The sequence below is a fragment of the Bacillus sp. S2(2019) genome, assembly GCF_005144805.1.
Classification (GTDB): Bacteria; Bacillota; Bacilli; order Bacillales; family Bacillaceae; genus Bacillus; species Bacillus altitudinis.
This window is the reverse complement of the sequence record NZ_SWFL01000006.1, coordinates 98,018-113,118: the sequence shown is the minus strand read 5'-3', so window position 1 is coordinate 113,118 and position 15,101 is coordinate 98,018. Positions and strand designations below refer to the sequence as shown.

The 15,101-nt window shown below is 41.3% G+C and carries 12 protein-coding genes; 8 read left to right on the top strand and 4 right to left on the bottom strand.

Going from position 1 to position 15,101, the window contains the following annotated elements:
* Nucleotides 1-37 precede the first annotated feature (37 nt).
* Nucleotides 38-787: a type I methionyl aminopeptidase gene (gene map, locus FBF75_RS18425; protein ID WP_008341769.1), complete on the bottom strand. Its 750-nt coding sequence runs from the start codon at nucleotides 785-787 to the stop codon at nucleotides 38-40.
* A 179-nt stretch (nucleotides 788-966) separates the two neighbouring features.
* On the opposite strand from map, the gene nagE reads away from it, so the two are divergent.
* Nucleotides 967-2,331, top strand: coding sequence for an N-acetylglucosamine-specific PTS transporter subunit IIBC (gene nagE, locus FBF75_RS18420; RefSeq protein WP_041506612.1), 1,365 nt, complete (start codon nucleotides 967-969; stop codon nucleotides 2,329-2,331).
* Nucleotides 2,332-2,349: 18 nt separating this feature from the next.
* Here the strand turns inward: nagE and FBF75_RS18415 are convergent, their stop codons facing one another.
* Nucleotides 2,350-3,108 carry a DUF817 domain-containing protein gene (locus tag FBF75_RS18415; protein ID WP_017366813.1) on the bottom strand — a complete coding sequence of 253 codons (759 nt, stop codon included), beginning with the start codon at nucleotides 3,106-3,108 and terminating at the stop codon, nucleotides 2,350-2,352.
* A gap of 194 nt (nucleotides 3,109-3,302) precedes the next feature.
* Here FBF75_RS18415 and FBF75_RS18410 point away from each other — a divergent pair, with 194 nt between their 5' ends.
* On the top strand, nucleotides 3,303-3,806 hold the full coding sequence (locus tag FBF75_RS18410; RefSeq protein WP_079919177.1) for a DoxX family protein: 504 nt from the start codon (nucleotides 3,303-3,305) through the stop codon (nucleotides 3,804-3,806).
* A gap of 42 nt (nucleotides 3,807-3,848) precedes the next feature.
* Here the strand turns inward: FBF75_RS18410 and FBF75_RS18405 are convergent, their stop codons facing one another.
* Both FBF75_RS18405 and ltaS read right to left on the bottom strand, forming a co-directional pair.
* The gene (locus tag FBF75_RS18405) at nucleotides 3,849-4,436 is read right to left on the bottom strand and encodes a YjgB family protein (protein WP_136945057.1); all 588 of its coding nucleotides are present in this window, start codon (nucleotides 4,434-4,436) and stop codon (nucleotides 3,849-3,851) included.
* Nucleotides 4,437-4,537: 101 nt separating this feature from the next.
* Nucleotides 4,538-6,520 carry a lipoteichoic acid synthase gene (gene ltaS, locus FBF75_RS18400; protein WP_017358781.1) on the bottom strand — a complete coding sequence of 661 codons (1,983 nt, stop codon included), beginning with the start codon at nucleotides 6,518-6,520 and terminating at the stop codon, nucleotides 4,538-4,540.
* A gap of 578 nt (nucleotides 6,521-7,098) precedes the next feature.
* On the opposite strand from ltaS, the gene FBF75_RS18395 reads away from it, so the two are divergent.
* The 6 genes from FBF75_RS18395 to treR all read left to right on the top strand — a co-directional run bounded on the left by FBF75_RS18395 (nucleotide 7,099) and on the right by treR (nucleotide 15,030).
* Entirely contained in the window at nucleotides 7,099-8,757 is a 1,659-nt protein-coding gene (locus tag FBF75_RS18395; RefSeq protein WP_007496575.1) for a pyridoxal phosphate-dependent decarboxylase family protein, read from the top strand.
* Nucleotides 8,758-8,788: 31 nt separating this feature from the next.
* A complete protein-coding gene (locus tag FBF75_RS18390; protein ID WP_025206923.1) occupies nucleotides 8,789-10,513 on the top strand; it encodes a methyl-accepting chemotaxis protein in 1,725 nt (574 codons plus the stop codon).
* 82 nt (nucleotides 10,514-10,595) lie between these two features.
* Entirely contained in the window at nucleotides 10,596-10,982 is a 387-nt protein-coding gene (locus FBF75_RS18385) for a DnaJ family domain-containing protein (RefSeq protein ID WP_008341761.1), read from the top strand.
* A gap of 162 nt (nucleotides 10,983-11,144) precedes the next feature.
* Complete coding sequence (gene treP, locus FBF75_RS18380; RefSeq protein WP_017358785.1) at nucleotides 11,145-12,578, top strand: PTS system trehalose-specific EIIBC component; 1,434 nt, start codon at nucleotides 11,145-11,147, stop codon at nucleotides 12,576-12,578.
* A 15-nt stretch (nucleotides 12,579-12,593) separates the two neighbouring features.
* Nucleotides 12,594-14,294 (top strand): alpha,alpha-phosphotrehalase, encoded by a 1,701-nt coding sequence (gene treC / locus FBF75_RS18375; protein WP_017358786.1) that lies wholly within the window; start codon nucleotides 12,594-12,596, stop codon nucleotides 14,292-14,294.
* 19 nt (nucleotides 14,295-14,313) lie between these two features.
* A complete protein-coding gene (gene treR / locus FBF75_RS18370; protein WP_017358787.1) occupies nucleotides 14,314-15,030 on the top strand; it encodes a trehalose operon repressor in 717 nt (238 codons plus the stop codon).
* The last annotated feature ends 71 nt before the right edge of the window (nucleotides 15,031-15,101 follow it).

Below are 15,101 nucleotides of genomic sequence, written 5' to 3'. Positions count from 1 at the left end.
AAAAAATCCCCTCCAGTGAAGGAAGGGACCCGCTTGCTTACAGCTTTGTTAAAATAATCGGTTCGTCTTTTGTGATCACAATCGTATGTTCAATCTGTGCGACCAGGCTCTTATCAGGTGTTTTAAATGTCCAGCCGTCATCCGCTTGATATATCGATTCAGCATTTGTTGAAATAAAAGGTTCAAAGGCGATGACTGTCCCATTCTTAAACAAAGCATTATCGAATGGATCATAATAGTTCAAAATATGGTTAGGTGCTTCATGCAGGCTTTTCCCAATACCGTGTCCTGTCAAGTTCTTAATGACGGTAAATCCTTGTTCTTTCGCTGTATTGTAGACCGCACGGCCAATTTGATTTTGTCTTTTACCGGCTTTCGCATGCTTTAATCCTTCAAGGAATGCATCCTCTGCACACTGGCATAATGCTTCAAGACGAGCATCTCCTGTACCTAAAACGAATGAAATCCCAGTATCGGAATAATATCCATCAAGCTCTGCTGAGATATCAATATTAATGAGGTCGCCCTCTTGTAAAATGGTTTTTTCACTTGGAATGCCATGTGCGACTTCATCATTGACACTGATGCAAGTCGTACCGGGGAAATCATATTCTTTTTCAGGAGCTGAATTGGCTCCATGCTCTTCTAATATTTTTTTCCCAATCAAATCTAATTCTTTTGTAGACATGCCTGGTTTCGCTTGGCTTTTCATTTCTTCTCTTGCCAAAGCGACAATTCGGCCGACTTTTTTTAAGGCTTCTAACTCATGATCATGTTTGACAATCACTGTTCATTCCCGCTTTCTATAACTTCATTCTATTCAATAGCTTACCACATTTTACGCCAAAAGAGTAAAGGGTGAGATGTGGACAAATTGGTATAGATAACTAGATGTGCATATGATATATTTTTTATGAACATCATGAGAGATTTGTTCATGATGATGACGAAGGGGGGAGAAATAAGATGGTGTTTCAGTTTTTTCAAAAGTTAGGAAAATCATTTATGCTTCCAATCGCTGTGCTTCCTGCAGCGGGTATCATTTTGGCTATTGGGCGTGAAGATGTATTCAACATCCCGTTTATTCATGCGGCAGGAAATGCAATTTTTGCGAATTTGGCTTTAATTTTTGCTATGGGTGTAGCGATTGGTATTTCAAAGGACGGTAACGGGGCAGCGGCGTTATCAGGAGCAATCTCTTATTTTATTTTGTCAGCTGGTACCACGTCGATCAATTCGACCAACAATATGGGGGTATTGGGTGGTATTTTGTGCGGACTTTTGGCAGGTTACGTTTACAATAAATTTAAGGACACGAAACTGCCGGAATACTTAGGTTTCTTTAGTGGAAGACGGCTTGTGCCAATTATGACAGCACTTTTTACCATTCTATTAGCAGCCGTTTTTGGATATGTATGGCCTCCAATTCAAAGTGTGATCAATGATTTGGGAGAGTGGATTTTAAGTCTTGGAGCAACGGGTGCCGGGCTGTTTGGCTTCTTTAACCGCTTGCTCATTCCATTAGGACTTCACCATGTGTTGAATAATCTATTTTGGTTTCAATTCGGTGAATTCAGCGGAGCGACAGGTGATTTAGCGCGGTTCTTCAAAGGAGATCCAAGTGCAGGTGTCTTTATGACTGGTTTCTTCCCAGTGATGATGTTTGGGCTGCCGGCGGCATGTCTCGCGATGGTTGTAACCGCAAAGCCTGAAAAACGAAAAGCAACAGCCGGTCTTATGATTGGAATGGCACTGACGTCATTTATTACAGGAATCACAGAACCAATTGAATTCTCATTTATGTTTTTATCTCCACTTTTATATGGTGTTCATGCGATATTAACTGGTCTTTCGCTCTTTATTGTCAACACCTTAGGCATTCATAGCGGTTTCGCTTTTTCAGCCGGTGCGATTGATTACGTTTTAAGTTTTGGAATTGCGCAAAAGCCCATTCTGTTACTTGTGGTTGGGGTCATCTATGGCGTAATTTACTTTGTTGTTTTCTATTTCCTGATTAAATTGTTAAAGCTAAAAACACCGGGCAGGGAAGATGATGACATCGAAGATATCCCAGGGGATGATACACATACTGCCGGAGCAAGTATGCTCGTAGAGGGACTAGGCGGCAAAGACAATATCACCACAATTGACCATTGTGCGACCCGTCTTCGTTTAACAGTAGAAGATACCAATTTATTAAATGAAGGTACATTGAAAAAAGCAGGTGCCAAAGGGGTACTGACGTCAGGAAAAACTTCCGTACAAATCATCATTGGAACAAATGTTGAATTTGTCGCCGATGATCTTCGTAAGGAAGTCGCTCAGGACTAAAAAAAGCGTTCAGCCAGATCAAATGGGCTGAACGTTTTTTTGTTTTCGCTGTTCGATCACCAGTACAATGCTGATGACAACAAGTAAAAACCATGAACTGATTTTACCAAGATGGACGAGAGACCAAGCATGCTGCTGATTTGGATATTGCCATGCTCCTAAAAAGGTCGTGACATTTTCGGCCACCCAAATAAAAAAGCCAATCAGTAAAAACGAGATAACAAGCGGCATACGAAAGATCGATGAACCGACCTGAAAGGAAACGGTTGTTTTTCGAAACACAACCACTAGGAGTAATGTCAGCCACCAGCGTAGATCATAAATCCAGTGATGAGTAAAGAAATTGAGATAAATACATAAACTGATCCCCACTGAAAGAAACGGGTGAGGCCACGCATTCACCTTCACGCGAAGCCGAGTCAGTGCCTGATAAATATAGCTTGCCACACTCGCATACATAAAGCCGCTATAGAGCGGAACCCCAAAAATTTTCGTATAAGCTTCTTCAGGATAGGACCATGAACCCATATGTACTTTGTAGATTTCTAAGCCTATTCCAATCACATGAAAGAGACAAATAACCTTCAACTCTGTCAGTGTCTCAAGCCGCAGCATCAGCATGAGAAGCTGTGCCATGAGGCAAAGCAGAAGAATAAAATCATATCGATGAAGAAAAGGAATAGACACGACCTTTGATAGGGCAAGCGCCGTAAAGATCATGACAGGAAATAGACAAGAGATGGCCTGTAAATAAGCAAAATGAAATAATGTTTTCATACAAAATGTAACCCCTTTTTACTGTCTGAAATAACTTAGACGGAAATAGCAAGGGAAAAGTTTACCTCGACTAGATATTCATGAACAATTTGTGAATATACATGTGAAAAGGATCACAAATGATATTTACATAGTATAATAAGATCATAAAGAAAATGTGAAGTATTTCACATAATTTAAAAGGAGGCATCATCATGTTTACAAAATTCTTACAAACGAATGTATGGGCAGCGGTTATCCTTTTGGCAGCGAGACTTTATATCGGATGGACTTGGCTGACATCTGGTATTGGAAAACTAACAGGCGGATTCGATGCATCAGGATATTTGCAATTTGCCATAGCCGAACCTGTTGTGAAAGATGGACATCTTGTTTATCCGTTCTATGTCTGGTTCTTAGAAAATGTCGCGTTGCCAAATGCCGGACTCTTCAGTGCCATGGTCATGTGGGGAGAAATCTTAGTTGGTCTAGGACTAATTGTCGGATTGTTTACAACAACGGCAGCCTTTTTTGGAAGCGTGATGAATGTCTCTTTCTTACTAGCTGGAACCGTCTCTGTTAACCCGCTTCTTCTTCTGATCGCCGTCTTTATCATAGCAGCGAAAGGAAATGCCGGAAAATTTGGTCTTGATTATGTAGCAGGTCCAATCCTTAAGCGAAAACTGAAAAGAAAGCCGCATTTAGAAGTGGCATCATAATAAAGAAAAGCATCCTGAGCAAAAATTCAGGATGCTTTTTATTTAGGAACCGGCTTTGATGAGGTTAATATGCACCACAGTCAGCTCGTGCTGACTGATATCTGGATCATGTCCGACGATAAATTCGAGCTCATAATCACCGGTCTGATAAACGTATTTTTTCTCTTTTGTTTGCGGGATGGTGCTGACTGAATCTGCTGATCCAAGCTGTTTCTTTAATAGGGAAGGAGTCATTCCTCCGATATTCGTTTCTTTTTCTACATTTGTTCCAAAATAACGGATTTCGTTAATCTTGCCTTTTTTGTCATAGTGAAAAGCAAATCCAGGGTTGCCCATCTCAGCATGATACAAATCAAAGCCGCTTTGACCGGTTTCTGGATAAGGCTGTCCTAGTTTATGCCGAACGTCTTTTTTTGTTTGAACCCCTATTTTGAGTCCTTCTGCATAGTATGGCATTTGTCCTTGATGTGCTAGCTGATAAATGCTGTTTAGCGCTGCTTTCGGCCCTTGAGGAATGGATTGTTCTGCCTGCGTTTGGGTCAGGGCGTGCGCTGAAATCGCCGGGCTGAAAGCAAATAAGGTGGAAGAAGCGAGTGAAGCGGTCACGAGAAATGCTGCTGTTTTTTTCATGATCAATAATCCCTCCTTCTTCACCTATACCCGGTGTCATGCGGATCAAACGTAAAAAGCCCCAGCTGATCTTGGATCGGCTGGGGCCTTAAATGAGAAAGTTATTTGGAAGACGAGCTGGATTCATCTTTGGCGGAAGAGGAATCTTTTTCATCCTGTACTTTCTTTGTGTAGTCATAATCATTTCGCTCAATTGGTGTAAAGCCTTTAGGTTTGTAGAAACGGAGTAAATCTTCCGTGACAATCTTATCAGATGTCTCTAGCATCTTTTTCACCGTTTCGTTTTCTTGTGATGCCTTTTCAGTCGGCTCGATTTTTTCACCTGTTTTGTTGCTGTAATAATTGTTGCCTACTTTCGTGTAGTCCTTAGACACGAAGTCTCCATTTCTAAATGGCACAAGCTCTTTAAAGTTCTTCGATAAGATATCAGAACCAGACATTAAATAGTTCTTTGTATCATCTCCGAGCAGGTGGAGAAGGGTAGGCGCAACATCCACTTCACCAGAGTATTTATGAATCTGTCCGCCTTTTACGCCTGGCACATGGATAAAGAGCGGCACACGCATAAGCTGGGCATTTTCATAATCTCCAATTTTTTCGCCAGTCACTTTTTCCATCGCTTCATTATGGTTTTCTGAAATGCCGTAGTGGTCACCGTACATAATGACGACGGTATTGTCATAGAGACCGGATTTCTTCAAGTCATTAAAGAACTGTTCAATGGCTTCATCTAAATAATGAGCAGATTGGAAGTAGTTATCAACGACGGAGTCTCCGAAGTCGCCAGGTTCAAAATCGGTATCACCTTCATCCATACCAAATGGGAAGTGGTTTGACAGCGTAATGAATTTCGAATAAAACGGCTGTTTTAGATTTTCAAGCATTGGCATGGATTCTTTGAAGAACGGTTTGTCTTTCAATCCATAGTTCTTCGTATCTTGTTCATTCATATCGTAGTACTCAGAATCGTAAAATCTGTCATACCCAAAGGACTTAAACATTTCATTTCGGTTCCAGAACGTTTTCGTATTCCCGTGGAATTCAGCGGACGTGTATTGGTCCTTTTTCAAAATGCCAGGAAGCGCCTGATATGTGTTTTGAGCTTTGTTAATAAACACAGAGCCTTGTGATAATGGGAAAAGCCCCGTATCCATCATAAATTCCGCATCAGATGTCTTTCCTTGTCCTGTTTGATGGAAGAAGTTATCAAAATAAAACGTTTTGTTGTCATGGGCTAATGAATTGAGGAAAGGAGTGACCTCTTTTCCATTCACTTTGTAATCAATGACAAAGTTTTGCAGTGATTCAAGAGAAATCGTAATGACGTTCATGCCTTTCGCTTTCCCGTAATAAGCCGGGTTTGGATCAGCGCTGTTCGCCTTTAGATAATTCTCTACATCTGTTACGTCACTTGAATTTGCCAGGGCACGCTGGCTGTTTGATTTCACATTTTGAATGGCATCAAACACCGTAAAATTATAAGCACCCAAGTATTTGACTAAATAATTGCGGTCGAACGATCTTGATAAAAGCTCTGGGCGATCAATTTCTGCTGCGATTAAGTTGACAACAAAGATCAGAACAGAGGACACAAGAACGAGTCTAAACGATTTTGTTTTTTGAACAGGTACAGTCGCTGTACTTGTTTGCTGCTGTCTTTTCATGCGGACTGCGAGTACGATCAAGATGATGGTATCGAGAAAGTAAAACATATCAGTCCAACGCATGAGTGAAAATGCACTATCACCTAATTGTCCGCCATTCGTTCCTGCCTGCATCACTGTAGGCAGCGTGATAAAGTCATTGAAGAATCGATAGTACACGATGTTTGCGTAAAGTAAAAAAGACATGAAAAAGTGAATCACAATGATAGCGGCAGGCTGCCATTTTTTCTTGAACAATAAAGCAAAGCCAAGAAAGAACAAGCTGGAGCTAATAGGATTCACAAAAAGCAAAATATGCTGAAGCACATTTGATATACCAAGTTTAAATTCGATTAAATAAGCTGTATACGTCTTGAGCCATAACAAGATGGCTGCAATCACAAAGAAGCCGAGGCCCCTTTTTTGAATAAATGTTTTCATTTAAACACTCCTTTTCTCCGTTAAACGGAAGAGGCGGAACGAAAGAAAACGAACCATTAGAATATACCATGAAATGCACAAATAGAAAAGTCATAACCGGTGAGCACCTAAGGCAGCCTGTCCGAGCTAGAGTTGTGAAGACATCGAAAATATTCGATCTCCGAAAAACTTTTTGTGAAATTCATCCTAATAATGACAGAAAATTCTGTATTTTTCCTGTTGTTATATCAATAAAACAGGTAAAAAGACACAAGTCTAAAGAATTAATTTGATTTCTACAATGGTGTATTTAGGCGGATTTCCAGTGTTTATTAATGTTTATGCAGGTTAAGTAAAAAAAATGAATGAATAAACCGCTGAATTGTCTGGATAATAATTCCTTCAAGAAAGTATATTGATATATATTGTTGTTTCACAAACATAATGGTTTTGATGTGTATTGTAAGGGTTTTATTCTTTTTGACGGGTGAACAAATTATCTAAATATACTTAAGTGAACAGTTCGACACTATAAACTTTTGAAACGGGGTCGATATAGACAGTGACAGGAAATCTTCCATTGAAAGGATTGATAGTATATGACTGTACGAGCACAGAACCTCGTTCAGAACTGGTTTCCGAGTGAGGACGGAAATGCAGAAGAGCGGAAAGAACTCATTAAATTAATGGAACAGATCATTTCAGGGGTCGATGACCTGAAGGATCCGAACCGTGCTCACCTAAAAGGTGAAAAGAATCGCGAGGAGGACTTTTACAAAAAGCTCACTGAAACAAGTCAAATTCCGATGAACGGACAACAAGCGGAACTTGTGAATGAAGAATTACTGAAGCTTTTACATAATCATCCATACCACACGAAGTATTTCTTCACGAACATTTTGCCAATGGCAAGTACACCAGGAATTCTAGGCATGCTGACGGCTATGCTGGTTAACGGAAACAACCTTTGGGATGTGTATGGACCAGCAGGCGCGGAAGCTGAGGTCAGAGTGGTCTCAATGATGTCTAAGCTCATCGGATATGATCCAAATGTGAGCGGGGGCTACACAACATGGGGAGGTCAAGGGGCTATTTTCTCGGGGCTTCGTTTAGCGATTGCGAAAGTTGCACCGGAGTCATTACGAAAAGGCGTCCCGCAAAATCTTTATGCGTTTTGTTCTGATGCAGCACATTACAGCTTATTTAAGTCAATGGAAGCAACAGGGATTGGCACAGACAACTTAATCAGAATTAAGACGAATAAAGATCATTCGATGGATATGGAAGATTTGCGTTGTCAAATGGAACGTGTTGCCCAAAATGGCGGAATTCCCGTTTATATTGTGGCAACAACCGGAACAACAGATGCCATTGCAATTGATGATGTAAAAGGGGTGCGTGAAACGGCAGAAGCCATTGCTGAGAAGTATGGTCTCAAGGTGCCGCATATTCATGCAGATTCGGCGCTTGGTGGATTCTTTGCTTTCTTTAATGAGTATGATGTATCTGAAAACCCGCTGCAATTCTCAGACGGTGTTCTTCGTATGCTAAAAGAAATCAAAGCGAAATTCCAGCATCTTTCTCTTGCTGACACGATGTGTTTTGACTTTCAAAAACTCGGACAAACACCGTACACATCTAGTTTATTCTTAGTGAAAAACGCTGCTGACTTAAAGCGCTTGGATCTAGAAGAACAAGAAACACCATATGTTGGACATAGAGGATACGGGGAATACCATACCGGTTATACGCTTGAATGCTCAAGAATGGGAAGCTCCATCAGCATGCTAAGTGTGCTGCTAACGTTTGGAATTGAAGGATACCAGCGCTTGCTCGGTCAATTTTTAGAGGTGAACCTTGCATTTAGAGAAGCACTTCGTCAGGAAATTCCACAAGCAGAAGTCGTCAATGATGACAATGTCGGAATGGCTACATTGTTTAGAATTTACCTAGACGGCTCTCCTCGTTTTAAGGAAGAAATATCTGGAGAAGCAACTGCTATGGAAATTGAGCGCAACAATGATTTGAACAAAATCCTCTTTGAAAAGCTTGGAGAGAAAAGAGACGAAATGTTCTTTGGCGATACAACGAAGTTTTTACAAGTCAATGCCAAAGAAGGTCAAGAATTCTATCTAAGTGTGAGTAAATTTTTTGTGATTTCACCTTATACGTTACCGGAGCATATCCCTCATATCGTATCTTATTTAAAAGATGTCATTGCATCTGTTTGTGGACAATTTGAAAGTGTAGAGGCTTAAATTAAAATTGAGAGTGGAGATGTAGAAAAAAATGGCGAAACAAAGGAAGTTTGGAGGACTTACGATATCCTCCAAAATCATGTCAGTCGTTGTCGTAACATTACTCGCAACCGTTGCATTATTCGTTCTAACATTTTATTTAGTTAGCCAGGATTTATCTTCCCAATTATTAAAGCAATTTGATTATCGATTAACAACAGATATTGATACAGCGAAAAAAGAAATCGATAATATTGATGGAAATGTCCTTAGTATTAGCGGGAAGGATGATCCCATTTATGTGGAGATCAAAAAGAAATTCACAGAGCTACAAAAAGATCATACGCTTGAGAACTTATACGTGTTATCAAATAAGGGCGGCAAAGAAAGAATCATCGTACTAACAGGGGAAGACAATGATTTTGATCAAGATTATGTCTTTTCAGATGAAATGAAACAAGCTCTTTCTGAAGATAAAATGGTCAAAAGTGATATTTACGTTGATTCGTATGGGACTCATAAATCCGTCTTTTTACCAATTAAAGATTCAGGCGGTGAACTCACGGGGATTTTAGGAATTGACTTAGATGCGTCTGTTGTTCCAGCAACAACGAAAAAGCTGACAATTTATATTACAGTAGCATCTGCGATTGTGCTCATCGGCGGATTACTCTTCTCATTCTTCATGGGAAGAAGAATTGCAAAACCAGCACGCTCATTAATGGAATCAGCGGATCGAATTGCAGATGGTGATTTAACTGGCATGGTAGAAGTTCAAAGTCAAGATGAGATCGGTCAATTAGCGGCTTCCTTCCAGAAAATGCAGGGACGGATCAAAGAGCTTATTGGACAGATCTCAAACTCATCAAGTGAAGTGTCGAAAATGTCTTCACAGCTTCGCACAGTGACAACGGAATCTAGTCAAAGTGCACAACAAGTGTCAGAAGCGATGACGAATATGAGTGAAGGAATCAATGATTCAGTCGCAAACATTACAGACTGCACAACATCTGTTGCGGAAATCGATACTCAAATCGAAGGCGTGACAAAAGAAGTGGATGAAATGAAATCTGTTTCATCAAAAGTACAAGAGCAGTCAGAATCTGGTCAAAAATTGGTGCAGCATGTGCTTGAACATCTCAACATGTTACACGACATGATGACAAGCTCCAAGCAAGCGGCAGAAGAATTGCAATCACATTCAACAGAAATTGAAAGTGTCATCTCCATTATTACGGACATTTCAGCGCAAACGAATCTGCTTGCACTGAATGCTTCTATTGAAGCAGCACGTGTAGGAGAAGAAGGAAAAGGATTTGCTGTTGTGGCTGATGAAGTCCGTAAGTTAGCTGAACAGTCAGCTGATGCAGCTAAAACGGTCTCAGACTTAGTCATTGGCACACAGGAAAATAGTCAGCGTGTCCTTGAAAGCGTGGAGGAAAGCAGTAAAGCAGTGGAAGAAGGCCGTGAGCAAATGAAAGGCACCTCGCAGAACTTCGCTGGTATTTATGATGGAGTGTCTCAATTTGCAAGCAGAACGAACAATTTGCTTCAATCTATTCAGCAGGTAGAACGAGCTTATCAAACAATTTCTACATCGATTGAACAAATTTCGGTCGTGTCAGAAGAACATGCGGCAAGCTCTCAAGAAGTAGCGGCAGCAACAGAACAGCAAAGTGCTGGCATGCAGCAAATTTCAAGTGCGATTGAACAGCTCTCTGACATGTCAGAGGACTTGGCACAAATGGTATCTACTTTTAAAATCGACAAAAAATAACGAGAAAGCTGGCTCTTGTGAGAGAGTCAGCTTTTTTGCTATGCTTAACCAAAATATCAGACGATCTGAAAGGAGACGTGTCATGGATTTTGCGCAGAGATTGTCAGAAGAACGGATCAAAAAGGCGATGGACCATGGAGCTTTTGAAGGACTAGCAGGTTTTGGGAAACCTCTGCCAAAGGATGATGCTGCTCATGTACCTGAAGAACTGAGGATGGGCTATCGAATCATGAAAAATGCTGGCTTTGCAGGGGAAGAAACAGCTTTGAAAAAAGAACTAATGACGGTCAAAGAGTTACTGAAAACGAGTATAGATGGAGAAGAAAGAAAAAAACTCTCTCTCGTATGTGAGGAAAAACAAAAACGCCTTGATGAACTCACATCCAAGCGCCAAACGTTTGCTCGACCAGCCTCCTCCTTTTATAAGAATAGGGTCTACGAAAAACTAACGGAGCATAAAAAAAGATGATGACACGCTGCCTCTTTGAGCACATTGAGGGAGCTTTTTTTATGAAAGCGCTACATTTTCTTATTGACTACATGTATATACAAATATAAAATATGAAGTGAACATGTATATACAAGTTTTGATTCTTTTTTCTTATAAAAAAACGATCTCGGAGGGGATAGCATGGCTGATTATCAGGCAGCGGCAGATCAGATTGTGAAAGCCATTGGCGGCAAAGAAAACATTGATCAAGCCACACATTGTGTGACAAGACTTCGTTTTGTGCTAAAAGATGAAGGTAAGGTGGATGAGAAAGCACTAGAACAAATTGATGAAGTGAAGGGATCTTTCTCAGCGAATGGCCAATACCAAGTGGTCATTGGTCAAGGAGTGGTGAATCGGGTTTATGCCGAAATGGTCAAACAGACGGGAATCGGCGAAGCGACAAAAGAGGACGTCAAGCGTGCCTCTGATCAGAAATTAAACCCACTTCAGCGTGCGGTGAAAACGCTTGCAGATATCTTCATTCCAATCCTTCCAGCTATCGTGACAGCCGGTTTATTGATGGGGATTAATAATATTTTAACAGCTCCTGATATTTTCTTTGATCAAAAATCCATTGTGGATGTGTATCCGGCATGGGCGGATTTAGCGAATATGATCAACTTGATTGCAGGTACTGCTTTTACCTTTTTGCCAGCATTAATCGGCTGGTCGGCTGTCAAGCGGTTTGGAGGTAATCCGCTTTTAGGGATGGTCCTTGGACTGATGCTTGTACATCCAGATCTGTTGAATGCGTGGGGGTATGGAGCGGCGGAAAAGACAGGTGACATTCCTGTCTGGAATTTGTTTGGACTTGAAGTACAAAAGGTAGGTTACCAAGGGCAGGTTCTTCCGATACTTGTCGCTTCCTATTTACTCGCAAAGCTCGAATTATTTATTACAAAGCGGACACCTGAAAGTATTCAGTTGTTAGTTGTTGCACCAATTACATTACTACTCATTGGATTTTTATCATTTATCGTCATTGGTCCCGTTACATTTGCGATCGGAAACGTATTAACATCTGGACTCGTCACTGTATTCCAGCAATTCGCAGCACTTGGTGGCCTTTTATATGGCGGATTATATGCAGCGTTAGTCATTACAGGCATGCACCATACGTTCCTAGCGGTCGATATTCAGCTGATTAACTCAAAACTGCACGGCACGTTCCTATGGCCAATGCTCGCACTATCTAATATTGCTCAAGGATCAGCGGCACTTGCGATGATGTTTGTCTTAAAAGATGAAAAGCAAAAAGGGCTCTCGCTGACATCAAGTATTTCTGCTTACTTGGGGATTACTGAACCGGCGATGTTTGGGGTGAACTTGCGCTATAGATTCCCGTTTATTTTTGCCCTGATCAGTTCAGGGATAGCTGGTATGTTTATTGCCTCACAAGGGGTACTGGCAAGTTCAGTCGGCGTTGGAGGCATTCCAGGAATCTTCTCGATCATTCCGAAATATTGGGGGGCATTTGCCATCGGAATGGTGATTGTGCTGATCGTCCCATTCATTGGTACCCTTTTATATGCAAAACTTAAGAAGAAGGATGTATCACAAGAACTTAACTAGTGGTGGTGAAGGAAATTGAATCAACAAACAAACGAACCGTGGTGGAAAAAAGCCGTGGTCTATCAAATCTATCCGAAGAGCTTTTTAGACACAACAGGCTCTGGTACAGGTGATATCAATGGTGTGACGAAAAAGCTCGACTATATTAAAGAGCTAGGGGCGGATTGTATTTGGCTGACTCCTATGTATGAGTCACCACAGCATGACAACGGTTATGATATTAGTGATTATACAAAAATCCATGACATGTACGGCACAATGGCCGATTTTGAGCACATGCTGAAAGAAGCACATGAACGAGGGATTCGTGTCATCATGGATCTCGCTGTGAACCATACGTCGATTTTCCATGAGTGGTTTCAAGCCTCCCGAGAGTCGAAGGAAAACCCGTATCGAGACTATTATATTTGGAAGGAGCCGAAAGCGGACGGCTCTCCTCCGAATGACTGGCAGTCAAAGTTTGGCGGGCCAGCGTGGGAATTAGATGAAGCGACAGGTGACTATTATCTTCATTTATATGATGTTACCCAGGCAGACCTCAATTGGGAACATGATGAAGTGCGCAGGAAAGTATATGACATCATGCACTTTTGGTTTGAAAAAGGGATCGATGGATTCAGACTGGATGTCATCAATAACATTTCAAAGGATCAACGCTTTTTAGATGATGCCGGGCAATCAGTGCAAGGTGACGGGCGCATGTACTATACAGATGGGCCGAGAATTCATGAATTCTTGCATGAAATGAACCAGGAAGTGTTTTCGAAATACGATAGCATGACCGTGGGGGAAATGTCTTCAACGAATATTGCAGACTGCATTCGGTATACAAGACCTGATCGGCAGGAGCTGGATATGACGTTTAATTTTCATCATTTAAAAGTTGACTATCCTAACGGTGAAAAGTGGGCCATTGCGCCATTTGATTTTCTAGAGTTGAAATCAATTCTGTCAGAATGGCAGACGAAAATGCATGAGGGCGGCGGCTGGAACGCACTATTTTGGTGCAACCATGATCAGCCACGCATCGTGTCTAGATACGGTGATGATGGCACGTACCATCAGCAATCAGCGAAGATGCTGGCGACCACCATTCATTTGATGCAAGGCACTCCTTATATTTATCAAGGTGAAGAAATTGGGATGAAGAATCCTCGTTTTGAGGACATTTCGTCATACCGCGATATCGAATCACTGAATATGTACGAAGTCATGCTTGAAAAAGGGAAAACAAAGGAAGAAGCTTTGGCGATTTTACAGGTCAAATCAAGAGATAACGCAAGGACACCTATGCAATGGACGTCGGAAAAAAATGTGGGGTTCTCAAAAGGTACGCCTTGGATTGAACCAGCTCAAAACGGCATTTCAGTAGAAGCTGCCTTAAAAGATGAGACGTCGATTTTTTATCATTATCAAGCCCTTTGTAGACTTCGCAAAGAACTTGATGTAATCACCTATGGGAGCTTTACTTTACTGCTTTCAGATGATCCAAAGGTGTTTGCATATGTCCGAGAAGGCAAAGATGAGAAGATCCTCGTGATCAACCATTTTTATGCAGGCGAGACGGACTTTACACTTCCAGATGAGCTTGCAAAGGATGTCAATGAAATGGAAGGGCAAGTCTTGCTGTCCAATTATGAGGATGTGCCGGCAGATATCAAGGGATTTACGTTGCGCCCATATGAGTCAATCGTTTATCATTTAACCAAACGCTAGTAAATGGGGCGGAGGGAAAATGAAAGAGAATAAGTTTCGAGTGATTTATGATCAGCTCGCTAGACGAATTGAACAAGGTGAATGGCAGGATAAAGGCATCCTCCCATCAGAACATGAGCTGTCTGTCATGTATGACACATCCCGTGAGACGGTGAGAAAGGCATTAAACATCCTTGTGCAAAATGGCTATATCCAAAAAATTCGTGGGAAAGGCTCAGTATTGCTGAATCGAGAGAAAATGCAGTTCCCAGTTTCGGGTCTTGTCAGCTTTAAAGAGCTTTCCCAAACGCTTGGACGCAAGACGGTAACAACGGTTCATGAGTTCGGTTTAATCAAGCCAGATCAGTATATTCAGTCTCAGCTGAAAATCAGTGGGCAGGAGGACGTTTGGGAAGTCATTCGCTCTCGCAATATTAGCGGAGAAGAAGTCATTTTAGACAAAGATTACTTCTTGCAAAAACATGTGCCGTTCTTGTCTAAGGACATTTGTGAAGGATCGATCTACGAGTATATTGAAGGAGAACTTGGGGTCTCGATTAGTTATGCTCAAAAGGAATTTGTGGTCGAGCCATGTACTGAAGAAGATGAGAGGTATCTTGATTTGAACGGGTTTGATCATGTGGTGGTGGTGAAAAATTATGTGTTCTTGGAGGATACGAGTCTATTCCAATACACTGAAAGCCGCCACCGGCTAGATCGTTTCAGATTCGTGGATTTTGCTAGAAGAGAGAAGTAGACAGGGCCGAAGCTCTGTCTATTTCAGGTTGTAGGGAAACAAGGGATTAAACAATAACGAGAGCAACATCT